The sequence below is a fragment of the Ruegeria sp. CL6 genome (assembly GCF_056536465.1).
The window spans coordinates 101,985-126,453 of sequence record NZ_JBQFPR010000005.1 but is presented as its reverse complement, the minus strand read 5'-3'; the positions used below and the strand labels follow the sequence as shown (position 1 = coordinate 126,453).

Annotated in this window: 21 protein-coding genes and 1 pseudogene; 10 read left to right on the top strand and 12 right to left on the bottom strand. The window is 56.1% G+C overall.

Going from position 1 to position 24,469, the window contains the following annotated elements:
- Positions 1 to 99: 99 nt before the first annotated feature.
- The gene (locus ACR0LH_RS15160; RefSeq protein ID WP_480681611.1) at positions 100 to 1,965 is read left to right on the top strand and encodes a PAS-domain containing protein; all 1,866 of its coding nucleotides are present in this window, start codon (positions 100 to 102) and stop codon (positions 1,963 to 1,965) included.
- Positions 1,965 to 2,666, top strand: a complete 702-nt coding sequence (locus tag ACR0LH_RS15155) for a response regulator transcription factor (RefSeq protein WP_170389038.1) — start codon at positions 1,965 to 1,967, stop codon at positions 2,664 to 2,666. The genes ACR0LH_RS15160 and ACR0LH_RS15155 overlap by 1 nt, the downstream gene beginning before the upstream one ends.
- Before the next feature lie 118 nt (positions 2,667 to 2,784).
- Here the strand turns inward: ACR0LH_RS15155 and ACR0LH_RS15150 are convergent, their stop codons facing one another.
- Positions 2,785 to 3,333, bottom strand: a complete 549-nt coding sequence (locus ACR0LH_RS15150; RefSeq protein WP_480721585.1) for a beta-barrel domain-containing protein — start codon at positions 3,331 to 3,333, stop codon at positions 2,785 to 2,787.
- Between ACR0LH_RS15150 and ACR0LH_RS15145 the strand changes: the two genes are divergently transcribed.
- Positions 3,332 to 4,177, top strand: coding sequence for a dockerin type I domain-containing protein (locus ACR0LH_RS15145; protein WP_170485901.1), 846 nt, complete (start codon positions 3,332 to 3,334; stop codon positions 4,175 to 4,177). The genes ACR0LH_RS15150 and ACR0LH_RS15145 overlap by 2 nt on opposite strands.
- 49 nt (positions 4,178 to 4,226) lie before the next feature.
- On the opposite strand, the gene ACR0LH_RS15140 is transcribed toward ACR0LH_RS15145, so the two are convergent.
- From ACR0LH_RS15140 to ACR0LH_RS15125, 4 genes are all read right to left on the bottom strand, one after another.
- Positions 4,227 to 5,237: a DUF2955 domain-containing protein gene (locus tag ACR0LH_RS15140; RefSeq protein ID WP_170416018.1), complete on the bottom strand. Its 1,011-nt coding sequence runs from the start codon at positions 5,235 to 5,237 to the stop codon at positions 4,227 to 4,229.
- Positions 5,227 to 6,291 (bottom strand): HlyD family secretion protein, encoded by a 1,065-nt coding sequence (locus ACR0LH_RS15135; RefSeq protein ID WP_170416016.1) that lies wholly within the window; start codon positions 6,289 to 6,291, stop codon positions 5,227 to 5,229. Before ACR0LH_RS15135 ends, ACR0LH_RS15140 begins: the two co-directional genes overlap by 11 nt.
- Entirely contained in the window at positions 6,288 to 7,367 is a 1,080-nt protein-coding gene (locus ACR0LH_RS15130; RefSeq protein WP_170416014.1) for an AI-2E family transporter, read from the bottom strand. Before ACR0LH_RS15130 ends, ACR0LH_RS15135 begins: the two co-directional genes overlap by 4 nt.
- A 188-nt stretch (positions 7,368 to 7,555) precedes the next feature.
- Positions 7,556 to 7,882: a potassium channel family protein gene (locus ACR0LH_RS15125; RefSeq protein WP_170416012.1), complete on the bottom strand. Its 327-nt coding sequence runs from the start codon at positions 7,880 to 7,882 to the stop codon at positions 7,556 to 7,558.
- A 259-nt stretch (positions 7,883 to 8,141) separates the two neighbouring features.
- On the opposite strand from ACR0LH_RS15125, the gene ACR0LH_RS15120 reads away from it, so the two are divergent.
- Genes ACR0LH_RS15120 through ACR0LH_RS15110 form a run of 3 tightly spaced genes read left to right on the top strand, consistent with a single transcriptional unit; the run spans position 8,142 to position 13,109 of the window.
- Entirely contained in the window at positions 8,142 to 10,553 is a 2,412-nt protein-coding gene (locus ACR0LH_RS15120) for a DUF3141 domain-containing protein (protein ID WP_480721584.1), read from the top strand.
- The gene (locus ACR0LH_RS15115) at positions 10,550 to 11,944 is read left to right on the top strand and encodes a bifunctional enoyl-CoA hydratase/phosphate acetyltransferase (protein WP_170416010.1); all 1,395 of its coding nucleotides are present in this window, start codon (positions 10,550 to 10,552) and stop codon (positions 11,942 to 11,944) included. Before ACR0LH_RS15120 ends, ACR0LH_RS15115 begins: the two co-directional genes overlap by 4 nt.
- Positions 11,937 to 13,109: an acetate/propionate family kinase gene (locus ACR0LH_RS15110; protein WP_170416008.1), complete on the top strand. Its 1,173-nt coding sequence runs from the start codon at positions 11,937 to 11,939 to the stop codon at positions 13,107 to 13,109. Before ACR0LH_RS15115 ends, ACR0LH_RS15110 begins: the two co-directional genes overlap by 8 nt.
- A 2-nt stretch (positions 13,110 to 13,111) precedes the next feature.
- Here the strand turns inward: ACR0LH_RS15110 and ACR0LH_RS15105 are convergent, their stop codons facing one another.
- The 7 genes and pseudogenes from ACR0LH_RS15105 to ACR0LH_RS15075 form a co-directional block, all read right to left on the bottom strand.
- Complete coding sequence (locus tag ACR0LH_RS15105) at positions 13,112 to 13,582, bottom strand: phage holin family protein (RefSeq protein ID WP_170416006.1); 471 nt, start codon at positions 13,580 to 13,582, stop codon at positions 13,112 to 13,114.
- Between the two features lie 10 nt (positions 13,583 to 13,592).
- Positions 13,593 to 13,838: a hypothetical protein gene (locus ACR0LH_RS15100; protein ID WP_170416004.1), complete on the bottom strand. Its 246-nt coding sequence runs from the start codon at positions 13,836 to 13,838 to the stop codon at positions 13,593 to 13,595.
- Positions 13,839 to 14,081: 243 nt separating this feature from the next.
- Positions 14,082 to 14,747, bottom strand: coding sequence for a D-lyxose/D-mannose family sugar isomerase (locus ACR0LH_RS15095; protein WP_170416002.1), 666 nt, complete (start codon positions 14,745 to 14,747; stop codon positions 14,082 to 14,084).
- A 17-nt stretch (positions 14,748 to 14,764) separates the two neighbouring features.
- Positions 14,765 to 15,691: a carbohydrate kinase family protein gene (locus ACR0LH_RS15090; protein WP_170416000.1), complete on the bottom strand. Its 927-nt coding sequence runs from the start codon at positions 15,689 to 15,691 to the stop codon at positions 14,765 to 14,767.
- A gap of 38 nt (positions 15,692 to 15,729) precedes the next feature.
- Positions 15,730 to 16,710, bottom strand: coding sequence for a glucokinase (locus tag ACR0LH_RS15085; protein ID WP_480681609.1), 981 nt, complete (start codon positions 16,708 to 16,710; stop codon positions 15,730 to 15,732).
- Between the two features lie 42 nt (positions 16,711 to 16,752).
- Positions 16,753 to 18,054: pseudogene (locus ACR0LH_RS15080) on the bottom strand (GH1 family beta-glucosidase); the annotation flags it as partial.
- Positions 18,051 to 19,088: a substrate-binding domain-containing protein gene (locus ACR0LH_RS15075; protein ID WP_170415996.1), complete on the bottom strand. Its 1,038-nt coding sequence runs from the start codon at positions 19,086 to 19,088 to the stop codon at positions 18,051 to 18,053. The pseudogene ACR0LH_RS15080 and the gene ACR0LH_RS15075, both read right to left, overlap by 4 nt.
- A 220-nt stretch (positions 19,089 to 19,308) precedes the next feature.
- Between ACR0LH_RS15075 and ACR0LH_RS15070 the strand changes: the two genes are divergently transcribed.
- From ACR0LH_RS15070 to ACR0LH_RS15055, 4 genes are all read left to right on the top strand, one after another.
- Positions 19,309 to 20,577, top strand: coding sequence for an ABC transporter substrate-binding protein (locus ACR0LH_RS15070; RefSeq protein WP_170415994.1), 1,269 nt, complete (start codon positions 19,309 to 19,311; stop codon positions 20,575 to 20,577).
- A gap of 66 nt (positions 20,578 to 20,643) precedes the next feature.
- Positions 20,644 to 21,651 (top strand): carbohydrate ABC transporter permease, encoded by a 1,008-nt coding sequence (locus ACR0LH_RS15065; protein ID WP_480721582.1) that lies wholly within the window; start codon positions 20,644 to 20,646, stop codon positions 21,649 to 21,651.
- Between the two features lie 4 nt (positions 21,652 to 21,655).
- Positions 21,656 to 22,804: a carbohydrate ABC transporter permease gene (locus tag ACR0LH_RS15060; RefSeq protein ID WP_170415990.1), complete on the top strand. Its 1,149-nt coding sequence runs from the start codon at positions 21,656 to 21,658 to the stop codon at positions 22,802 to 22,804.
- 9 nt (positions 22,805 to 22,813) lie between these two features.
- Positions 22,814 to 24,469 carry an alpha-glucosidase gene (locus ACR0LH_RS15055; RefSeq protein ID WP_480721581.1) on the top strand — a complete coding sequence of 552 codons (1,656 nt, stop codon included), beginning with the start codon at positions 22,814 to 22,816 and terminating at the stop codon, positions 24,467 to 24,469.

The window sequence follows — 24,469 nt, the reverse complement described above, 5'->3', positions numbered from 1 at the left end:
TTGTCGCGTTCATGCCCCCTACACCTGCGCTGGAACCGGTGTTACGCATGTGACGCGGGGAGGGCGGAATTGAACATCACGGACGAACAGATCAAGACTATGACGACTGCCGGTCTTAACCTGATTGGTCAGGGCTTGTCGATTTATGACAGCAATCTCAGGCTGGTCGTCAGCAATCGTCCGTTTCAGGTCATGTTCAATCTGCCGGATCATCTGGTCGAGCCGGGATCAATGTTTCGGGATACCATCCAGTTTCTTGCCGAAAATGGCGAATATGGTGAAGACGTCGACGTCGATGACGTAGTCGATACTCGGGTTGCGCAGGCTTTGACGTTTGAACCCCATTACCTAGAGCGTGTTCGCGCCAACGGTCAGGTTATCTCGGTTGAAGGGGCTCCGTTGCCCAAAGGGGGGTGGGTTGCCGTCTATACAGACATAACCAATACCAAACAGGCCGAGGCGCTGTTGCGCGCTCGATCCGTCGAGCTGTCAAGCCAGCTATTGGACAGAGCCGAAGAACTTTCGGCAGCAAACCGAAAACTGGCTGCGACGAACTCGGCTTTGGAAGAGGCCAAGCGTCAGTTGACCGAAATCGAAGCCCGAACGCGTATGACGACCGAGATGATGCCAGCTCATATCGCGCATTTGGATTCCGAGGGCCGGTACGACTATTCAAACCGCCGCTTAAACTCTGTCATGACAGGTCGTCCATCTGAAATTCTGGGAATGCATGTTTCTCAGGCGTTGGGATCGGCGGCATATCTGCGCGTCGAGCCACATCTGCAAAAAGCCTATGACGGCGAAACCTCGGTGTTCGAATTCACCGAGGATCAAGGCTCAAGACGGATTCGTGTATCCTTTACGCCGGACGGTGAAGGTGGTGTCTATGTCATGTCCGTTGACATAACCGAAGAAACGCAAGCCCGCGTTGCGCTGCAACAAACCCGTCGACGCGCTATGGCCGCTCAGATGACGAGCGGTTTGGCGCATGACTTTTCCAACTTGCTGACGATTATTCTTGGGATGCAGTCTCGAATGGAAAAGATGGACCTGCCCGAATCCGCCCGCGAATTGGTGTCCGCAACCCAGCAAACTGCCCGCCGGGGCGGGCAGCTTTTGAACCGCATTGCAGATATGACCGGAAATCGGACGCCGCAGCCTAAGGCAACCGATATGCGTGGATTGCTGGAAGATTTGCGTATCCTTGCGTCGCCGTCCCTTCCGCGAGGGGTGGGCCTTTCCGTAGTGAACACGCTTCCGGATGAGGCGATGATGTTGGACCCTGGAATGGTGCAGGACGCGCTACTCAATCTTGTTCTCAACGCAAGGGACGCCTGCGGAGGGACTGGTCAGATAACGATCAGCGCCCATACGGTGGGATCAATCTGGATAGAGATTACCGTGTCCGACACAGGTCCGGGGTTTTCCAACGAAGCGCTTGAGAAAGCGCTGAATCCGTTTTTTACGACAAAAGGCAGCGAGGGTTCTGGGTTGGGCTTGCCCATGGTCTACGACACAGTGAAATTGGCCGGTGGCGATTTGAACCTGCGGAACACGCCATCCGGTGCCTCGGTCGTTCTGCGATTGCCCTATCGTCCCGCCCCTCCTGTTCAAGAAGGCTTGGTTCTCTTGGTCGAAGACAGTGATGATCTGCGAAGTCAGTTCCGGGATATGCTGGTTGAATTGGGCTTTTCGGTGATCGAGGCAACCTCAACGGACGAAGCGCTGGCGCTGACCGCTGATATCGAAGATATCGCGTTGGTCCTTTCAGATATTCGGCTTGAAGGGGAGGGAACTGGTTTGGATTTGCTGGGAAGGTTGAATTCCCGGCTTCCGTGCATCCTTATGACGTCTTTGCCGTATTCAGACCCATTGCACCGGCAGGCACTGACGCTTGCGCCGGTTCTGCGAAAACCATTCACACGGGCGCAACTGTCCGCCCTGATCCGAACCGAGGCTGCGTGATGACTCAACCGCTGGTGACCATTGTCGATGACGAGCCTGAAATTCGTCGAATTCTCACTGATGCGCTCGAAGATGCCGGGTTTAGAACCCAAAGCTTTTCACGCGCTCGCGAATTTGAGGCATCTCTAAAGCGCGTAACGCCGGATGTGTGCCTAGTGGACCTGTCTTTGCCGGACACTGATGGCCTTGCGCTGGTCCATCGTCTGGCCCTAGAGCAAGGCGCCGCGGTGATCATTATTTCGGGTCGGGCCCAGGTGCAGGACCGCGTGACGGGGCTGGAACTTGGGGCTGATGACTATATCACAAAGCCCTTTGATCCAGCCGAAGTCGTCGCACGAATTCGAGCGAGGTTAAGAACGCCGAGGTCGCAGATGACTCATTCTGACTCGGCTCGGTTCAATGGCTGGACAGCGCATTTTGACAGGTACGTACTAGAAGATACTTCTGGCGAGGAAACCCCGTTCAGCCATGCTGAAGGTGAAGTTTTGCGTCTGTTTCTTGAAAGCCCAAAAAGGCTAATTAGTCGCGCGCAGATGCAAGAAGCGTTGGGCGGAGCTGCGGGTGACAGTTTTGACCGAGCAATGGATGTCAGAATATCCCGTTTGCGAACTAAACTGGGTGAAGATCCCAAGAATCCCCGTTTGATCAAGACGATCTATGGGGCCGGATACATCTTTTTGGGCGATGTTGATTGGATGTAGTGCATCTTTCCGTTGATCAAACGCTCACGACCCCGGGGAATGAACGCTAGGTCGGGCCTGACACGCCGAGAAGTAGACTTTTGATTGACGGCTACAAGAGAAAAGGTCGTGGCCTAAGCTATTCACGCAATGCCTGATCTTTGATCTTCACTACAGGTTGCAACAAATACTCCAGAACCGTCTTTTTCCCGGCAAGTATGTCAACTTCGGCAATCATGCCCGGAATGATTTCAACGGCGACCCCGTTGGCATCCAGGATTGATTGACGGGTCTGCACTTCGACCACAAAAACTTCCTCATCGCTGTTTTCCGATCGCGTTATTGTGTTTGCGCCAATTCGTGTGATTTTTCCGTCCAACGCTCCGCAGCGTGCGAAATCATAGGCAGTTATTTTCACTTTCACCGGTTGTCCCGCATATAGGAAAGCGATGTCTTCCGGGGGAACATATGCTTCGACCAGAAGCGCGTCGTCCAAGGGGACAATTTCTATCAATTCCTCTCCGCTGCGGGCCAGCCCCCCGATTGTCGTGCGATGAATTCTATTGACGATCCCGCGTATTGGCGACCGCACCAAAGCGCGATCCCGTAGCGCTGGTAATGCTGGCTTTAAAGCCGCAAGTTCTGCCGTTGTGACCGCCAGGTCTGTCAATGCCGGTGCGACAACCATGACCGGTGGGTCCGGCGCAGACATTTTCGTAATGCAGTTTGGCAGCGACCCGACCACGATTACGGATTTTCAGGCCGGAATAGATCGTCTGGATATGTATGACTATCCGCTCTTGCGCTCTCCGGGACAACTGGCGTTCACGTCCACGGTTCGGGGCGCAAAGATCGAATACCTTGATGAAAAGATCGAAGTGATATCCGCTTCCGGCGGACCCTTGACCGAGGCACAGGTGTTCGGGTCCGGATTTGAGGGGCCAGACCATATTCCAGTGGATTTCGGTGACTTCGGAGGACTGGATCCAGGCAGTTCAGACGGCGTTCAGGGTAACGTTACGCTTAATTCCAAGACCGACAACCCTGCGCTGACGGATGCCGAAATCAGGTTCTCATTGGATGGTGGCGGTACGGTCAGTGTCCGGGCTGATGACGAAGGACGGTTTGATCTTGGATTGCCGTCCGGCACATTCTCGGGCGAACTGGATATCGTGAAGTCCTATTCGGCTGCCAGTGCGGATATCAATGCTTTGGATGCTTTGCAGGTCTTGCGTATGTCTGTCGGCCTGAACCCAACCTGGGGTCCACCATCGCCTGAAAACCTGATTGCAGCCGACATAACGCAAGATGGAATGATAAACGCGCTGGATGCTTTGGCCATTTTGCAAACAGCGGTGGGTCAATCAACCGCGTACCGTGCAGAGTGGGTTTTCTTGGATGATAACGCCGAGCTTTCCGCCATTACCAGATCCAATGTAGACTACATGACCGGAGTGGGGGTCACAGCGGTTGATGGCGCGTTTGAAACCGACATGACCTCAATTCTTTTGGGAAACATCGAACCTTTCTAAGCCTTTTCCCCAAACCCTTGGCCCAACCTGAATTGGCGAAGAATGGTATTCACGGCGTAGCGCGCTGTTTTCGTTCTGGCCAGAATTCGTCGACGACGACATAGGCGATGATCACGAAAAACGCAGCGCTGGCGACCTGTAAGACGCGCGTAATGCTTTTGATGTCCGCCTCGTCGGAAAATGGTGCGATCGAGCCGCCGTAAACGATCAGAGCGGTCGTGATCGCCGACCCTGCAGCAGCGGCAAGCGGAATTTGTGTTTTTCCTAATGCGCCAAGGGCAATGCAAAAGAAAAAGCATAGCAGTACCGATGTCAGCATAACCGGTGCGATGACGTTTATTTCATAGCAGATTATGGATACCGCGGCCCCCAGCAAGTTCGCGGTCAACATTGCCTTGGCGACCGTTTTTCCAGCGGCGGGCATTGCAGCAAGCTGTTGGCTAAGAAGAGCCACGAAGAACAAAACAAGCAAGGCCGAAGCACCGTACAGAAAGAATGCAATCGCAAACGGAACTGTGACCAGCGACATTCTGAAAATGCGGCGGCTGGTGTCAAAGTCCCGGTCGGCGGCGGCTTTCGTTTGTGCTTCGCTGGGTGGTTCGGCCGGGATCAGCACGAACATCAGAGTCGATACAAACCCCGCAAAGAACAGGTTCATTGGAATCCAGAACACCAGAACCAAGGCCAAATCCTGAGACTGTAGGACAAGGTTTGGGATCATCAACGCTCCCATTAGAGCGATGACGCCGGGCAGCACCCCGGCACCGGATACGGACCATGTAAAGGACAGCACGATCCCAATGGCGACCAACACCAGAAAAACGACTGGATAGGGCGCGAAAACCGACGATAAGAGGAAAGAGATAAACATCAATCCAATGGAAAACACGAACAGCTTTCCAAATGCCGCCAGTGGCAGGGCCATGGGTGCCTGTAGGAACAGCGCGGTGAATACCGCTCCGATAACCGCTAGCGGCCAGCCCAGGAACAGGCCCAATGCAAAAACGCCGGTTACCCCAAGCGCCAACCTGAGTACGGAGCGTTTGTCTTCAATACGCATAGGAAAGGATCGATACCAAGCGGATGTACGTGCGCCCCACAACGTTCAGCAACGCGTTGTCGCTGAGATACATGATCACATCAGCCTGCCCGTTCAACTGGAACCTAAGATCATCCTCGGCGTTTCCGGCCTCGTAGCCCGGCAAAACGATACGGACAGGAAATCGCTCGGGTTCGCGCAGAAATCCTTTGGTGCTCGGCGGGCTTGCAAGTTGGCCGGGCTCGTCACCGCCGCTGAGGGAAACAGCCGCGCTAAAGCTTTCGATTTTGCCCTGCACGATCTGACCGGGATGCATGTCCAATACGACGTCCACGGGTGACCCAATCCCGGCACGGCCAAGGTTGTTTTCGGTGAAATAGGCTTCGATCCAGACATCCGTTGCATCAAGAAAGGTCAACAGGTCTTGACCCGACCGGGCGTAAGTTCCCGGTGCGATCAGCAAGTTGGAAATCACCCCTGTTGCAGGCGCGCGCAGTTCTGTCCACTCCAGGTTCAGCTCTGCATCGGCCAAAGCTGCAAGCGCGCGCTGAATTTTGGGGTTTTCAAGCCCTTCATCCCCAAGCCGTTGTTTCGCCTTTTCCAAATCGGCCTTGGCATTTTCCAGATTTGCCTCGGACTCGGCCAACTGGCCGCGGGCGTCATCAGCCCGCGAGATAGAGATCAAACCTTTCTTCTCAAGTGCGAAAACACGCTCGGTCTGGATTCGCATCGTGTCCAAGTCGCTCTGTGCTCGGGCCAGTTTCGCCTGAGCCGCGCTCACTTCGGCTGACGACGCACCAACTTCCTGAGTGGCGGCCTCAAGATCGGCTTCGGCCTTTGCGCGCTCAATCTCATAAGGTCTGCGATCGATACGCACCAGAACATCTCCGGCGGATACGACCTGGCCGTTTTCCACCAATACCTCGGTAACAGTTCCGGTCACTTGGGGAACAATCTGAGTGGCCACCGCCTTTACCCGCGCATTGCCGGTAAACGGCGTTTTCCGGTCGGCGACCAGATACCAGATCAAAAATATGAGAATGACGGCCAGCGTCGTCCAGATTGTCTTTCTCATTCCGCAACCTCCTCGGCGGATTCCGAAGACTCTGGCGCCGGGTCGATCCAAACTTTGAACAGCTCATAGAACACTGCGAACAGTACTGGACCCATGAAAATGCCGATCAGACCATATGCCATCATCCCCCCAAGAACGCCGATCAGGATGACCAGCATCGGGGTTTCCAGCCCTTTCGAGATGAAAACAGGACGCAGAAAACTATCCATGATGCTTACAGGGATCGCAAGAACCGTAAACAACAAGGCCGCACCGCCGGACATCGAGCTCCAGGCGTAAATGATCACGGGCAGAAGAACCAAACCGGGCCCAATCTGAATGATTGAGAGAATTAGGCTCACAAAGGCCAGCGTTGCGGCGGACGAAATGCCAAAGACCGCAAGCAGAACCCAGACGACAACCGCTTGGATCGCCGCGACCCCGATTACACCTTTGGTGACGTTACGAATTGTGGCACCGGCCAGTGTCACAAACTCTCCGCCGCGTGGGGCAAAGACGCGATTGGCAAATCTTTGAAGCCCCTGAACCAGTTGAGGACCCGGCTTGAACAGAGCGCCCATGATTATGACGGATAGCGCAAGACCCAGAAGTCCGATGCCAATGCCCAACACTTTTCCGAACAGAGATTTGGTGACTTCCAAAATTTGCGCACCGTATTTGGCAAGCGCACCGTCCAGGTTTCGCTCGAACATGGTCCAGACATCCGCAATTTTGTCTCCGACCAATGGCAATTCCTTGAGCCCTTCCGGGGCCGGAGGAATTTTGAGTTCGCCGCTGTCTGCTTGTTCAGCGAAATCCGACCCCAGCTCAGCAGCCCCGGATACAGCAGTAGCGACCGGGCCAAGTGTCAGCAGAAGGCCAAGAAGAACCAAAACCGTCGCAGCCAGCGATTTTCGACCCCCCAGCTTTCCCTGCAGCCAATCGTATACTGGGTGCAGAGCTACGCAGAGAATTGCCGCCCAAATAACGACGCTTGCAAGAGGCGCGACCATGACCAAAGCGCTGTAGATGAACAATCCTAGAAACAGCAGGCGTATTGCCAGATCGACGATTTTTGCGTCTTGAGTCTTTTCCATTCCGTCCCTCCAAAGTTCTTCTTTTCTTGGATATTAGACTCAAAAAATTTTATATGTATATTTTTTAATTTTCTCGGTGATTTGTATGGGTTTGAAGAATAACCCAAAAAACCAAACGGCAATTGGTCGTTTGCGTGAGTGTCTGCACCCTCACGGTACCACCGGTAAAAGCCTTTGAACCTGACGGATTACTTGTTTTTGTCTTCGTCGTCCTGAGAAAGGATCGTGTCCGCAACTGTCGTTGCCGCTGTAACGAAGATGCCGAGGCCGACGATAATATAAACCATCGTAAAGACCTTTCCGGCGGCAGTTTCCGGCGAAAAATCCCCGTAACCAACTGTCGAAATTGTCACGACAGAAAAGTAGATCGAGTCGAGCCAGCTCCACCCTTCGATAAAATGGTAGAAAACGGATGCCCAAAGGATCATGCCGACTGTGAAAGCCAAGATGCCCTTCACTCGGCCATCTTTTAGTGCAACGCCAATGCCGCGTGTAATTCTGGTCAGTGATTTCATTGTGCCCTCGTTGTTTGTTGAAAGCACTGTAATCAGATTTTTGAATATTTCCAAAACGCCGTGTCAAAGGAAAGCTGCTTTCGCAGTTTCGCCTGTTCTGAAGCAGGCAGATGTCCGATTTTCGTCGAAGTGTCATATCGCCGCGTAAAGTTTGTGATAATCAGAAACGAAGGGTATGCTGCATCGCAGAAAAATTGAGAGAATCGGCCAATGTTCCGTTTGGATGGAACGAAAGCATCGTTTGAAAAAGGATTTTCTTGTGATACCGAACCCTCATTCAAAATCCCTTCAGCTTGGTTCGGATTTGGCCAAGGATGCAGCCGTCGTAAATGATCGCACCGTCGGGGCGGTCGCCAATGCCTTGGACCAGTCCGGCGTTCAGTGGAACTTGCTGTCACAATCGATGGCTTTGCAATCCAGCCGGATCGCGCAGGAACACTCAGAGCGGACCCGCAGACTGATTGAACGTGTCGTTGATGCTTCTGGCCGGATTTTGACCTCCCGCTCGTTCGTCAGTGACTGGTCTGAGTATCTGAGGGATGCCGGCCAGCGTGTCGCCCTGACTATGGATGTGCTGCGCGAGAGAGGAGACGTTTTTCTTGAACATGAGGCGCTAGGCTGCCCTCCAGTGCTGGCCTATGACTATGACGTCATCGTTGACGGCAAAGACCTGACACGCCCCTGCAACTATCAGCTTTTGAAGATCGTGCCCCCGAAGGGCGTGACGCTGGATGAACGAAAGCGCCCCTACATGATCATCGACCCCAGAGCGGGGCATGGGGCTGGCATCGGTGGTTTCAAAACGGACAGTCAGGTCGGTGTCGCCCTGGCCAAGGGGCATCCGGTTTATTTCGTCAGCTTTGGGCGTGATCCGGTTCCCGGTCAAACCCTTGCCGATGTGATGCATGCCGAGGTTGGATTTGTCCGAACAGTGCGCGCCCGTCATCCAGATAGCCCGCACCCTGTTGTCACAGGTAACTGCCAAGGGGGGTGGGCGACGTTGCTGATGGCTGCGTGCAATCCCGATCTAACGGGTCCGTTGGTCTTGAACGGAGCGCCCGTTGCACCTTGGGCAGGGGCGGTTGGTGAAAACCCAATGCGCTATAATGCCGGGGTTCTGGGGGGGACGTGGCAGCCGATGTTCTGGTCGGACTTAGGCGCTGGTCAGTTTGACGGCGCCAATCTGGTGATGAACTTTGAGCAGCTAAACGCCAGTCGAAACTACTTTGGCAAGTATTTCGATCTCTACCGGGATCCCGAAGGTGGTCGTAGACGGTTTATCGATTTTGAACGTTGGTGGGGTGGGTACTTTATTCTGAACGAGGCCGAGATCCATTGGATCGTCGAACAGCTTTTCGTGGGCAATCGCCTGGTCAAGAATACTGCTCAGCTTGAGCCGGGTGTACCTATCGATATCAAGGCGATCAAAGGTCCGATTTTTGTTTTTGCCAGCCAGGGCGACAATATCACTCCGCCGCAGCAGGCGCTGAACTGGATTGCCGAAACCTATGCAGATGAAGAGGAGATTCGCCTGCGCGGGCAGCGCATTATCTACATGCTGCATGACGAGGTCGGGCATCTGGGGATATTTGTGTCTTCAAAGGTGGCCCGAAAGGAACATAGCGAACTGGCCTCGACGCTTGAAACGGTCGAAGCAATGGCGCCGGGCCTGTACGAAATGCAGATAGAAAATATCGAAGGCGAAGGCATCGACAAGAAATTTGAAGTTCGCTTTCATGAGCGAACACTGGCGGACGTATCGGCGCTGGACGACGGGAAACTGGATGAAGCGAGCTTTGCCGCTGTCGCTCATATGTCTGAAACTCAGGCCAATATTTATGAGACATTTGGCCGTCCGATCGTTCAGTCCCTTTCTACTCCTGCGACGGCAAAGGCGCTGCGTAATATGCATCCCCTTAGGGTACAGCGTGCGGCGATGTCTTCTGCCCAGCCTGCCGCCTTGGGCATGAAATATTGGGCTGACGTGGCGCGGGAAAATCGAACCTCTGCCGCGCCGGACAATCCATTTCTTGAATTGGAAAAAATCTCAGCGGATTGGATAGAGCAGGCGATGGACTATGGCCGTGACGTTCGAGACGCTTGGTACGAGTTAACGTTCTTTTCTCTTTGGGGCGGCCCCTTGGCCTCTTGGTTCGGTCAAAAGAATGCGGCACACAGAACGCTGGCCGATCCCGAAAGTTTCAAATCCCTGCCAGAGGTTGAAGCAGCCCTAGCGCACAAAAAGCAAGGGTGGGTTGCAGAAGCCGTGGTGCGGATGTTGATCCTTTTGGCGCGCAGCAATCAAAGTTTCAGGGCCGAAATCCTTGATCGCTGGGCGCACGTCTTCAAGCATGAAGATCCGTTCAAAAGCCTGACGGTCGATCAGCGTCATCGCCTGCTGCACGAACAATCGCTTATTGTGACATTTGACAGGCAAGGGGCAATCGATACTCTGCCGGACTTGCTGCCGCTGGAAAAAGATCGCAAACAAGCAGTCGATTTGATCCGCCGTATCACCGGTGAGGTACAAGAGCCTTCGCCGGAACTGACAGCGATGGTAGAGGATTTGAGCAACGTTCTTAACCTCGCAGAGCCTCAGCCTGCGTCAGAGCGCCAGCCTGAATCGCGGACCGTCCGGCCCTCTGACAAAAGCAAAGCCAGTTCAAAATGAAAATTTACGAAAACCGCACTTTTGCCCAATTGGAAGTTGGCGACGAAGCCCAACTGACACGCCTGTGTACGGTAGATGACCTCTATGCGTTTGCGTCTGCATCGGGCGACCACAATCCGTTGCATCTGGCAGCCTATGATGGCGACGGCGACGGGCAACCCGAAGCGGTAGCTCCGGCTTTGTGGCCTGCAGGTCTGGTCGCGGCTGTGCTGGGCAACGTGTTGCCGGGGGCAGGGACCCAAACCCGCCGCGCGGACCTGTCCTTTCACATTCCTGTTCTTGCTGGCGATGAGCTAACAGCGTTCGTCTCGGTGGCCGAAAAGCGCGATGATGGCGATCTGATCTGCGCCGCCGAAGTGCGCCGCGTTGGAGACAACGCCTTGGTTCTGAGCGGTACGGTTCAGGTCACACCTCCGGCCCAGCACATGGCGTTCGACTCGATCGAAGTTCCGGGCCTTGTTGTCCAGCGTCATCGTCATTTTGATGCGCTACTCGAAAAGGCAAAACCTTTGGACCCCATGCCGACGGCAGTGGTCGCGCCCGAAGACAGCAACTCGTTGAGTGGCGCGATGCTAGGTCATGCCAACAGCATCATCACGCCGATCCTCGTCGGGGATCCTGACAAGATCATGGCCGCGGCAGCAGAGATAGGGGCGGATATCTCTGATCTCGAAATCGTCGAGGCGCGGGACCACGGCCTTGCTGCACATCGTGCGGTGGATTTGGTGGTTGAAGGCAAAGCACAGACCCTGATGAAGGGGTATCTGCATACGGATGACCTGTTGCGCGCCGTCTTGCGACGTGAAAACGGGCTGCGAACCGGTCGGCGTTTGTCGCATGTCTTTGTGATGGATGTGCCGGGCATGCCGAGACCCATCATGGTAACAGACGCGGCGGTGAATATTGCGCCGGACCTAGAAACCAAAGCCGACATCGTTCAGAACGCAATTCACTTGGCTCAATCCATTGGGATCGAAACGCCTAAGGTCGGTGTCTTGTCTGCCGTCGAAACCGTGAACCCGCATATGCCGTCTTCCGTGGATGCAGCACTGCTGTCCAAAATGGCTGAACGGGGACAGATTACCGGCGGATTGGTTGACGGCCCTCTTGCGATGGACAATGCGGTCGACCTGAAAGCAGCCCGAACCAAGGGCATCACGTCCGAGGTCGCCGGGTCAGCGGATATTCTTGTCGCCCCGAATATTGAGGCGGGCAACATGGTTGCGAAACAGCTGACCTTCATCTCTCATGCCGAGGCCGCAGGGATCGTCGTAGGGGCTGGTGCCCCGATCATCTTGACATCGCGGTCCGATGATGATGCCTCGCGCTTGGCGTCTTGCGCGGTTGCGGCGCTGCACGCTTATGCAAGTAAAGGTAAGCTCTATGGCTGATCATGTACTGGCGCTGAACGCCGGGTCTTCATCACTGAAATTTGCGTTGTACGAAGTTGTCGAAGAAAACCGTCCCAGCATGCGCTGGCGTGGCCAGATCGAGCGTTTGGGCGATGCCCCCCGATTGTTGGCTCAGTCTGCCGGAGGTCGGTCGATCGAGCGACCGTTATCGAACACCCAAAGTCATGACGAAGCAATCCACGCTTTTCTTGAAATGGCACGGGAATACCTCCCGGATATCCACGTGAAGGCCGTCGGCCATCGGGTCGTCCACGGTGGTACGGTGTATTCCGAACCGGTTCTCATTGATGAAACGGTCATTGATACTCTGACGGGGTTCGTCCCGTTCGCGCCCTTGCATCAACCTTATTCACTGGCTGGAATCCGGGCGGCCAGCGCTGCATTTCCGGATACGATTCAGGTGGCGTGTTTTGATACCGCTTTTCACCGTACCCATCCCTGGGTCAACGATACTTTCGCGTTGCCGCAGAGTTATTATGACAAGGGTGTCCGACGGTACGGATTTCACGGGCTGAGCTACGACTATATCTCGCAGAAACTGAAAGAGATCGCGCCGGGTCTCTACGATGGCCGCGTTGTGATTGCGCATCTGGGGAATGGCGCGTCCATGTGTGCGGTCTCGGGCGGGCGCGCGGTTGCCTCGACGATGGGGTTCTCGGCGCTGGACGGTCTTCCGATGGGGACCCGCAGCGGTCAGCTCGACCCGGGTGTGGTGCTGTACATGATGCAGCAGGATGGAATGTCGGCGGATGAGATCGCCGAAGTTCTATATCGCAAGTCCGGTCTGCTGGGCCTGTCCGGGGTTTCGTCCGATATGCGCACGCTTCTGGCGGCGGATACGCCTGATGCGCGCAAGGCCATCGACTATTATGTGTTCCGCATCCGCCGGGAATTGGGGGCGCTGTCCGCCGCGCTGGAAGGCATTGATGCGCTGATCTTTACGGGCGGCGTTGGCGAGAATTCGGCTCCGATCCGGCAGATGGTTTGTGACGGAATGCGCTGGATCGGAATCGAAATGGACCACGCGCGAAACGCGGATGGCGGCACGGTTCTGTCGACAGACTTTAGCCGCGTTCGCATTCTGTCGATTCCGACCAACGAAGAAATGGTAATCGCGCGTGCTGCGGTTGACCTGACGCAGTAAGGTTAGTCGCCCGACTTCTTTCGAGCTTTGGAAAATTTGATCAAGGCGCCCAGCAGGGCGCTGACGATCTCGGGCGTCACGGCCCCAAGCGGGTCGCGCCGGAAACCTGTGACAGCGTCGCGCGCCTCGGCCAGGTTGTCCTTGATCTCGGTCTCAATGTCCTGCAGCGCCAGGTCCCTGAGCTCAACCACCGCAGAGATGTCAGTCTGTGATGACATGGAATTGGCGATCAGCGCCAATAGCACAGCCACCAACAGATCGACGCCGGCCATGATCAGTGCCGCGGTTGCGTATGATACAGACTCAGACAGCCAGAAAAAGCCTGCGACGTTCAACATCACGACCGCAAGTCCAATTGCCAGCCCCGCTGCCCCGTAAATACCGGTACGTTTGGCCGCTACTGCGACTTGTCTTTGCGCAATCAGCCTTTCGGCACGCAGAATGATCGAGAGATTGCGGGAAATGCGGCTCATGTGCAGGCTCCTACCGGGAACGGCCAATCAGATAGCCAAGCGCGAAAACGCCAAGCGCAAACAGGATCGGCTTTTTATGCGGCAATTCTCCGAGTTCGGTCATAACTTCGTCCATCTGGTCTGACCAGTTTTCGATCGTGTCGATCAGACTGTCGGAATGGTCTTCCTTTGGTTCCGCCTTATCAGCCTTGGTTTGCTGGGCAAGTTGACGGCGAAGTTCGGCAACTTCGGCTTCCAGCTCTGCTTTTGTCACCATCGTTCAAGTCCCTCTACCGCGTTGTACCGCATGTTAGTCGGTTTTTCCGTTTTGGCAAAAGGGGCTTATCGGGATGGGCAGCAAAGGGCTGTCCCGTCCTTAACGATTGAACACGGGATATTGCTGCCACGCCTTTCGGGAGATCGACATGGCCGCCTGACCAAAGAGATGCTTCAATACAGAACGTACCTTCGGCATACGCCGTTGTAGAGTTCGGTCTATTCCGTGATCACAGCTTTTGCTTCAATAATCAGCAACCAAAAGGAACTCTTGCGCTGCGTCTTCTTCGATGGTGGCAAAGCGGGGAATTGGGTCCTCGAATACGTTGTCCGTTCGATCATCGTTCACAGTCGATACTTCGCCAATCAGGCAATTACCTTTTTCGGCCCAGAAAGCGTGCCAGATTCCCGGCATCAGCGTCACGCTTTGACCCGGTCCGAGCCGTAAAAGCTCGCCGGGCTGGATCGTCACCGGGCACCCGTCGCTGGGCACTGTCACCGAGTTTTCCCGATCGATCCCGCCCTCGGCATCTGAGGCGTAAATCTCCATCACCAGATCGCCGCCGCCGCGATTGATAATGTCTTCGGCCTTTACGATATGACGATGCATGGGCGAAAGCTGCTTGTCCCGCGAGACAAGCAGTTTCTCTGCGTACAGCATGCCGCGCCCTTGGCTTAGGTCAGCGACATCGCCGTTTCGCAGCGTAAACAGAAATAGCCCTAATTCGTCGAACCGTCCCTGTCCGTAATCGGTGATATCCCATCCCAGACCACGTTCACGAATAACCGCTGCCTGATCGCTTTTCATCTGGTCGGGCGACCAGTTGGCAAAGGGCGGTAGAACCGTACCGAACGACCGAATGAAAGCCTCGGCTTCGGTTTTGATTGCGTTGATATCTGATCGTTTCATCAATGTCCCTTTCGGGGTCAAAGTTCATTCGCCCACGGCGGGTTTGCCCCTGCGCGTGATACGGTAACGGCGGCGACCTCGGCACCATTGGCAAGAGCTGCTTTCAGTTGATCGGGGGTCAGGGTGCGAAGCCCTTGCTTATTCAAATGCCCGGCGCGTTCCAGCTCGGCCAGTACGCCGGCATTGAACGTGTCCCCGGCGCCGACCGTGTCCACCACCTTGACCTTTTTGACGGGCACCGAGGTTGATCTGCCATCCGCCAGATATCCGGATGCCCCCTCGCTGCCTTTGGTGACGATGACGACAGCGGGGCCTTCTTTCAGCAACAGCGGAACTTTGTCAGTCAGGCTCTCTGGTCCCGGAATGATCCAATCCAGATCCTCATCCGAAACCTTTACGATATCGGCCTGCGCAATCATCGCATTGAGCCGGGTGCGATACCGGGTTTGGTCGCTGATAAAACCGGGACGGATGTTTGGATCCAGCATGACCGCCTTTTCGGACCCGTGTTGATTCAACAAGGACGCATAGGCATCTGCACAAGGCTCGCAAGCAAGGCTGATGCCACCGAAATACAGCGCCGATACCGCAGGCAACTGGCTGGGCATGTCCTCGGGCGTCAACATGCGGCCGGCCGAGTTTTCGTCCAGAAAGTTATAGGTCGCGTGCCCGTCCTTTAGCTGAACAAACGCCAGAGTCGTCGGGCGATCGGAAACGATGACATGGCTGGTGTCCACATGGCTGGCTTGAAGAGACTTGTTGAGCTGCTGCCCAAACATATCTGTCGAAACACCTGTCAGCATTCCCGCCGGAACACCTAGCCGACCAAGCGCAATCGCCGTGTTGAAAATCGCACCCCCAGAATGGGGCACAAAACCCTGTTCACCCGAAACAGTGGGCGAGGCGATCATGTCGATCAGGGCTTCACCGCAGCACAGGATCATGCCGGGTCCTTTCTGTACCAGAGACTCAGGCGGCCATTTTACCGCGCAAGTGCACTTTTACAGAAGTTGTTAGCGCCAACAATGCCAAATTCGTCCTGCTCTGAAACGTAAAGGTTCATTGATCGTCGCAGATCGCTGAAACGTCCGCCAGCGTTGAAGGCATCCATAAAGGCGTCGGTGAAAAGCCAACGATTCTTTTCGGCCACGCCGCCGACAAGGAAAACACCACCCGTTGGCATCATAACAACTGCCAAGTCGCCCATCACGGCACCCAAGTGCGAGGTGAACATCTGCGCTGCCCTGACTGCAAGCGGGTCCGAGGCATTGCGGGCATCATCAAGGATATCCTTGGCGCTGCGCGTTTCGGCAGTCGTCAGACCAGACGCAAGTTGAATGGCCTGATGCAGGATCGGCAATCCCGTACCACTCAGAAACATCTCGGCCTCAAGCGTCAGGGTATCGTTAAAAAAACAGTCCGGAGCAATTTCGCGTGCAGCGCGGAAAATCTCGACTTCGTCCTCGTGACGGGGCGACAATCCAACGTGGCCACCTTCGCCAGACGCGGTGTGAAACCGACCGTCAGAATAGAGCAGAGAACCTACGCCCAACCCGGTTCCTGGGCCAACAACCAAGCGGGTTCCCATCGGTGGCGTTTCGGCGCCTTGCAGAACTTCGACATCGTCTCCGGTGATCTCGGCAACCGACCACGCAGCGGCGGTGAAGTCGTTGATGACAAAGGTGTGCTGTGCGCCCGTCGCGCGCGCAATGTCAGCCTCGGACAGATCAAGCTGCGCGTTTGTGAGCCGGATCATACCGTCCCGCACCGGTCCTGCACCCGCCGCGACGACGGCGCGCGGATCGGTTCCAATTTCATCCCGCAAGCTGTGAAACGCTTCGAGCAATTGCGGCAGCTTACCGGTCGGGTATTTGCGCAGATCGGTAAGTTTACCATTTGAAATAACGCCCAACCGAGTGTTGGTTCCGCCGATATCGGCAACCAAGTTCCAATGCTCGTGCATGGCTCCGGCGCGCTGCGCCAATGGCAGCGAAATCGTATTGCCCTTCAGCGCAGATTTCACCGCGTTGTAAGACGCTTTGGGCGTGCGCTCCATTGTGTCAAAGTCGACATCCACAAGGCCAAAGCGTTTCTCGTATCCCAAGGCCCATTCGTAATTATCCAGCAGGGACCAGATGAAATATCCCTTGACCGGCACGCCTTGGTCCACTGCGTCGCGCACAGCCGAAAGGTGTTGGTTCAAGTAGTCGATCCGGTCGTCGTCTTGTTGGCGTTCCGGGCTGGCCATGCCGTTTTCCGTGACATAGATCGGAAGATCGCCAGTGTGGTCGCGCATTGTGCGGGTCAGGAACCGAGTCAGGGCGCTGGGTTCGACCTCCCAACCCATCTGGGTTTTTGGCAGAGGCCCGGAGACTTCTTTTAAGCTGGGCCAAGCGGTATCTGCTGGGGCGATCAGCTTGCGGGTGTAGTAATTCAAGCCACACCAGTCGACCGGAGTGCCAATCGTATCAAAATCGTTCTGCCAACCCGTGGGAAGGAAAGGTTCTAGCCCGTTCAGAACGTTTTCCGGGTAGGCTTTGTTGAACACGCCGCCAAGAAAGAACCGATTGTAGATACCATCATAAAGATCAGCGGCGCGGCGTGCCTCGGCGCTGTCATCCGCAGGTTCTGCCCATTCCAGATTGAACACCGCGCCCAAGTTGGACATGCCCAGACCGCGCATCGCCTCAATCGCCCGTCCATGCGCAAGTAAAACGTGATGCATCGCGCGCGCCGTGGCGCGAATGTCGCGCAAACCGGGGGCGTGGTGGCCGTCAAAATGGCTGAGCCAGCTCACACACCAAGGTTCGTTGATCGGCGCGACACTGAACATGCGGTCACCGATGCGACCCATGATGACCTCGGTAAAGTCGGCAAACCAGTTGGCGATGTCCCGATTTCTCCAGCCGCCCAGATCGGCCAGAGGTGAGGGTAGCTCCCAGTGATAAAGGGTGGCGCAGGGGCGTATTCCACGCTCCAATAATGCGTCGGCAAGGCGGTCGTAGTAGTCCAGCCCTTCCTGGTTAACTGGACCGCGCCCTTCAGGCAGAACACGCGCCCAACTGGTGGAAAACCGATAGCTGTCAAATCCTGCGTCACGCACAAGATCAAAGTCTTCGCCGAAGCGGTTCAAATGATCACAGGCGCGGTCACCGTTTTCATTGCGCACCACGTTGCCGGGTGTGGCGGCGAACGTATCCCAGTGGGTTTGTCCCGCGCCGCCCTGTGCGTGGCCTTCGATCTGATAAGCAGAGGTTGCAACGCCAAAAAGGAAATCTTCGGGAAAGTCAGAGCGCGAGTATTTCATGATTTGAACCTGTCAGGGGCGGGGCCGGTTGAGCCGCCAACTACCAGCTCGGCCTCCAGCAATCTTGTTTTAACCGGGTCGTCAGGCGACTTGATCCGTTCGATCAACATCTCGGCTGCTATTTCGCCAGCCTGTCGGACGGATGAGCGCGTAGCGGTAAAGATCGGCACGTCCTGTCCGTTTTTCAGATAAGACAGATCGTCGTCATGAGCGATAACGGATACATCTCGCCCCATCTTCAATCCCGCATCATTCAAGGCGCGCCGCACACCAATCGCCGAGATCATGGAGGAGATCAATATGGCCGTTGGCGGATCATCCATCTCAAGCATGGCACGCGTTTCGTGATGGCCATAAACCTCGGTCATCTCGGCACTGCGCATAAGTGACGGATCGCAGGCTATCCCGGCCTCGCGCAGAGCCTCCAGATACCCGGCGCGACGGCGTTGGGCAAAGTCCATATCCTCTAACCCGTTGATCAGTGCGATGCGACGATGCCCAAGGTCGATCAGGAATTTGGTGGCCCTTTGGAATGAGCTTTTGTTGTTTACGTCGATCCAGTCGTAAGGCTCATCAATTCCAGTCGCGCGGCCATGAACGATGAATGGAACCCCCATGCGGGATAGTACGCGGATACGAGGTTCGTTGACCTTCGGCCCCTGCAGGACAACCCCGTCGACTGCGCCGCGTTGGAACAGGTCGCGGTATGCGCGCTCGATCGAGGTATCGTCGGCATTCGTGAACATCATGTCATAGCCATGTTCCGCGTATTTTCGTGCGGCCCCGGCGACGAAATCGCCGAAAATGGGGTTCACCATCTCATGCTGTGAGGAACTGGGAATCACATGCCCAATGACCATGGATCGCCCCGTGGCCAGCCCTTTCGCGCGGCTGTTTGGCCGATAGCCATGTTTCGCGGCAGCAGCTTGCACACGCACGCGCGTGTCCTCGTTCACCTCGGGATAGCCGTTCAGAGCGCGGCTGACCGTCGTCTGAGACAAACCAAGAATTTCTGAGAGCTGCTTTAGGTTCATATTCGCTTCAAAGCGCCTTCAAATTTGCACTGTCACCTGTATTGTGGGGAATTTGCCTGTGCGTCAACAGGTTTCAACCTATAGGCAGAAAATATTAACATAGTTGAGGTCAGGCAAACCAAATATTGACAGAACCTGAATGTTAGCGGATAAAGCCCGGTATCCAAAGCGCTTTGAAATTCGTGATTCCAGAGCGAGAGATGATACGGGAGGAGAATTCATGAAACACTCGCTTTACGCAGGTGCGGCCACGTTCGCCCTGATGTCGGGCGCTGCGCAGGCGGACAAGGTTACCGTGTTCGGCCCTTGGTTGGGGCCGGATCAGGAAAATGTCGAAAAGGTGCTGGATGGCTTTGCCGCAGCTACCGGGCATGAGTACGCCTATGTCGGGTCAGACAGTTTTGAACAGCAAATCCGTATTGATGCCGAGGCGGGTTCAGCGCCGAACGTTGCCGTATTCCCGCAACCGGGTTTGGCGGCGGATATGGCTAAGTCCGGCTTCCTTACGCCGCTTGCCGATGGCACGGGTGACTGGATTCGCGACAACTATGCCGCGGGGCAGTCATGGGTTGACCTTGGCACATATGGCGGTCCTGACGGGGCGGAAAATCTGTACGGCTTTTTCTACAAGGTCGATGTAAAATCGCTGGTTTGGTACGTGCCCGAGAATTTTGAAGATGCCGGCTATGAAGTGCCGACCACCATGGAGGAGCTCAAGGCGCTGACCGACCAGATTGTGGCGGATGGTGAGACGCCTTGGTGTATCGGTCTGGGCTCGGGTGGCGCGACCGGTTGGCCCGCGACAGACTGGGTCGAGGACATGATGCTGCGTACGCAGTCGCCCGAGGATTATGACGCATGGGTCGCCAACGAGATGAAGTTCAACGACCCCAAAGTCATCGCGGCGATCGAGGAATTCGGCGCGTTTGCCCGTAATGATGACTACGTCGCCGGTGGCGCAGGGGCGGTTGCCACAACCGACTTCCGCGACAGCCCGAAGGGAATGTTCAGCTCACCTCCGCAATGCTACATGCACCGTCAGGCGTCCTTTATCCCGGCGTTTTTCCCTGAAGGTACGGTCGTGGGTGAGGATGCCGATTTCTTCTATTTCCCCGCCTATGAAGGCAAGGACCTCGGCAGCCCGGTTTTGGGTGCCGGAACTCTGTGGGCCATTACCAATGACAGCCCCGGCGCGCACGCTCTGATCGAGTATCTGCAAACGCCCGAGGCGCATGAGACTTGGATGCAGTTGACCGGCTTCCTGACGCCGCACAAGGGTGTCGATACCTCGCTGTTCTCGGATCCGACGCTGAAGAAGATGAACGACATTCTTCTGGGTGCGACGACCTTCCGTTTTGACGGGTCTGACCTGATGCCCGGCGGTGTCGGCGCAGGCACGTTCTGGACCGGCATGGTCGATTACGCAGGCGGAGCATCGGCGCAAGAGGTTGCCGACGAAATCCAATCCTCCTGGGACGCGCTGGACTAAGCGTTCCTGATCGGGCAACCCGCACGTCCGGGTTGCCCCACCCCATCGTCGCAAGGGAGACGCGGCATGCATCCGGCATTACAGGGCCTGCTGACCATCGCCATCGGCGTGTCAGGTTGCGTGGGCTATTTCTACCTCTCCAACCAGTTTCTGGACAAAGTGCTGTTTCCGGCGCGGGGTCCGAATGCTGGGCGCAATATCAACCGCGCCAACGTGATCCGACCCTGGTTGTTCCTGTTCCCGGCGCTGGCTGCGTTGGGTATGTATTTGGCCTACCCGGTGGTCGAAACGCTGCGCCTGTCCCTTACGGATCGTGTGCCCGGTGGGGGCTATGAATGGGTGGGTCTGGAAAACTACATCCAGATGGCCAACGAACCCAAATTCTGGGAAGCCATGCGCAACAACATGTTCTGGCTGATCATCGTGCCTGCGATGTCCACCGCTTTGGGTCTTTTGGTGGCGCAACTGACCGACCGCATCCGTTGGGGCAATATCGCCAAGTCGCTGATCTTCATGCCGATGGCGATTTCCTTTGTGGGTGCGTCGGTGATTTGGAAGCTGGTCTATGATACCCGCCCGGCCGAGCAGGACCAGATCGGGATGCTGAACGCGCTCTATCTGTTTTTTGGCGGGACCGAGCCGCAGACATGGCTGACCATCCCGTTCTGGAACAGTTTCTTTCTGATGGTAGTGCTGATCTGGATTCAGACCGGGTTCGCCATGGTGATCCTGTCTGCTGCCCTTCGCGGTATCCCCGAAGAAACCATCGAAGCGGCCATTCTGGACGGTGCCAACCCGTTCCAGATCTTCTTCCGCATTAAAGTCCCGCAGATCAAAACCACCATTCTCGTCGTCTGGACCACGATCACCATCACCGTGCTCAAGGTTTTCGACATCGTCTTTGCCATGACCAATGGCCAGTGGGAGACGCAGGTTCTGGCCAACTACATGTACGACAAACTGTTCCGCGCGAATGACTGGGGCGTGGGGTCGGCCTCGGCCATGGTGATCATGCTGCTGGTGACGCCGATCCTGATCTGGAACGTGCGCAACGCGCGCAAAGAGATGGAGTGAGGTCATGAGCGATATTGCAGGAACCAAACCGGCGCTGCACTGGGTCGTCCATGCCTCAGTTGTCTTTTTGGTCGTGCTTTGGGTGGTGCCGACGCTAGGGCTGTTGATCTCATCCTTCCGAACGGCGGACCAGATCGCGACCAGCGGCTGGTGGCGGTCGCTGTTCCCATCTGAACAGAACCTGACATTGCGGTCTGCTGGGCCGGAAACTCAGGTGCAGGAAAACGGGATGTACGTGATTGAGGGCAACTTGTTTGATGCGGGCGCCAAGGCCACGATATCGAAATGGGGCGTCAGCTCGCGGGCCGTGGATGCGTTTGTTCCGGGTGAGATTGCCGAGATGCGCCGGGGTGGAACGATCACCGTGGACGCGCAAGGCAACTACAGGATGGAGAATCCCGACGAGTTTACCGGCAGCCGTGGTGCCCGTGTGTTCGTAACCGCCGAGTTGCCGCCCGAGTTCACATTGGCGAACTACCACAAAGTCCTGCTGGCCGAAGACAGTACCGACAGCATGGGGCGGGCCTTTTTCAACACATTGACCGTGACTATCCCGGCGACAATCATCCCTATTCTGGTGGCGGCCTTTGCAGCCTATGCGCTGGCGTGGATGGACTTCCCGGGCCGCGCCCTGCTAATCGCCGCCGTGGTTGGGTTGCTGGTGGTTCCGCTGCAGTTGGCGTTGATCCCGCTTCTGAAATTCCACCTGAATATCGGGATCGGCAAAGGGTATCTGGGCGTCTGGATGGCCCATACCGGGTTCGGGATGCCGCTGGCGATCTACCTGCTGCGCAACTACATGGCGGGGCTTCCGCGTGATCTGATCGAGAACGCGCGGGTCGACGGCGCGACCGAGTTTCAGATTTTCACCAAACTGATCCTGCCGCTCAGCTTCCCGGCACTGGCCTCCTTCGCGATCTTCCAGTTCCTGTGGACGTGGAACGATCTGCTGGTCGCCAAGGTCTTTTTGATCGACGCGTCTGGTCAGACCACCGTCATGACCAACCGGATTGTTGAGTTGTTGGGCACACGGGGCGGCAACTGGGAAATTTTGGCGACAGCGGCCTTCGTGTCGATTGCCGTACCGCTGATCGTTTTCTTTGCAATGCAAAAATACCTGGTCCGAGGCCTATTGGCCGGATCCGTCAAATAGAGGCGTCTGATGAACGTGCAGAACACTGTAGACACAACAAAAGCAACCCAAGCAGCCTCCGACTGGTGGCGCGGCGGCGTGATCTACCAGATCTATCCCCGCAGCTTTCAGGACAGCAATGGCGACGGAATTGGCGACTTGAAGGGGATCACGCAACGGCTGGGCTATATCGCCTCGCTTGGCGTTGATGCGATCTGGATTTCGCCGTTTTTCAAGTCTCCGATGAAGGATTTCGGGTACGATGTCAGCGACTACCGCGATGTCGATCCGATGTTCGGCACGATGGAGGATTTCAAAGAGCTGCTGGATCAGGCGCATGGTCAAGGGCTGAAAGTGATGATTGACCTCGTGCTGTCGCATACCTCGGATCAACATCCTTGGTTCAGCGAAAGCCGTATGAGCCGCGAGAACGCCAAATCCGATTGGTACGTATGGGCCGACCCGAAACCGGACGGGACACCGCCGAACAACTGGCTGTCGATCTTTGGTGGCTCGGCCTGGCAGTGGGACTCGCGGCGGTTGCAGTATTACCTGCACAACTTCCTGACCTCACAGCCGGATTTGAACTTCCATTGCCCGGACGTGCAGGACGCCTTGCTGGACGTGGCCCGGTTCTGGCTGGATTTGGGCGTCGATGGCTTCCGCTTGGACACGATTAACTTCTATTTCCACGATGCCCAGCTTCGCGATAATCCCGGTCTTCCGATGGACCAACGCAACGCCTCGATTGCGCCGATGGTGAACCCCTATAACCATCAAGATCACCTTTTCTCCAAGAGCCAATCCGAGAATATCGCTTTCCTTGAGCGCCTGCGCGCGTTGACCGACGAATATGACTGCCGCGCCTGTCTGGGTGAGGTCGGCGACGCACAACGCGGGCTTGAAATCATGGGCGAATACACATCCGGCGATAAGCGGATGCATATGTGCTATGCTTTCGAGTTTTTGGAAAAGCGCGCACTGACCGCGTCTTACGCTAAACAGGTATTCGACCAGTTGGGGGAAAAGGCCGGTGATGCATGGCCCTGTTGGGCGTTCTCGAACCACGACGTGCAGCGCCACGCCTCACGCTGGAGGCTAAGCGACTCGGCCATCCGGCAACACGCGGTTCTTATGATGTGCCTGCGGGGGTCGGCCTGTCTGTATCAAGGCGAGGAACTGGGCCTGCCCGAGGCGGATGTGGCATTTGAAGACCTGCAAGACCCCTACGGCATCGAATTCTGGCCGGAGTTCAAAGGCCGCGACGGGTGCCGCACGCCGATGGTTTGGGCAGCGCAGGACGAACACTCTGGATTCAGCAAAGGACGTCCCTGGCTTCCGGTCAGTTCGTCGCAAACCGAACGCGCCGTGGACCGGTTAGAGCAAGACCCCAAGTCGATGCTGCACCATTACCGTCAAGCGATTGCGCTGCGCCACGCGCATTCTGCATTGATGTCGGGTGCGCAAGTTCAGATGGTTCAATCCGGCTCGGCTCTTTCCTTTGTGCGTGAAGACCAAGGTGAGCAGGTGTTCTGTGCCTTCAATCTGGGTTCAGACCCGGCAGAGGTCGCCGTGCCGGACGGCAACTGGCGCGTTATCGGGGAGGAGTTGGGCAGTGTCGGCGGGTCAGGAGAACTGACCCTCGGCGCTGCTCAGTTCTGTCTGATGGTTCGGGAAAAGGGGTAG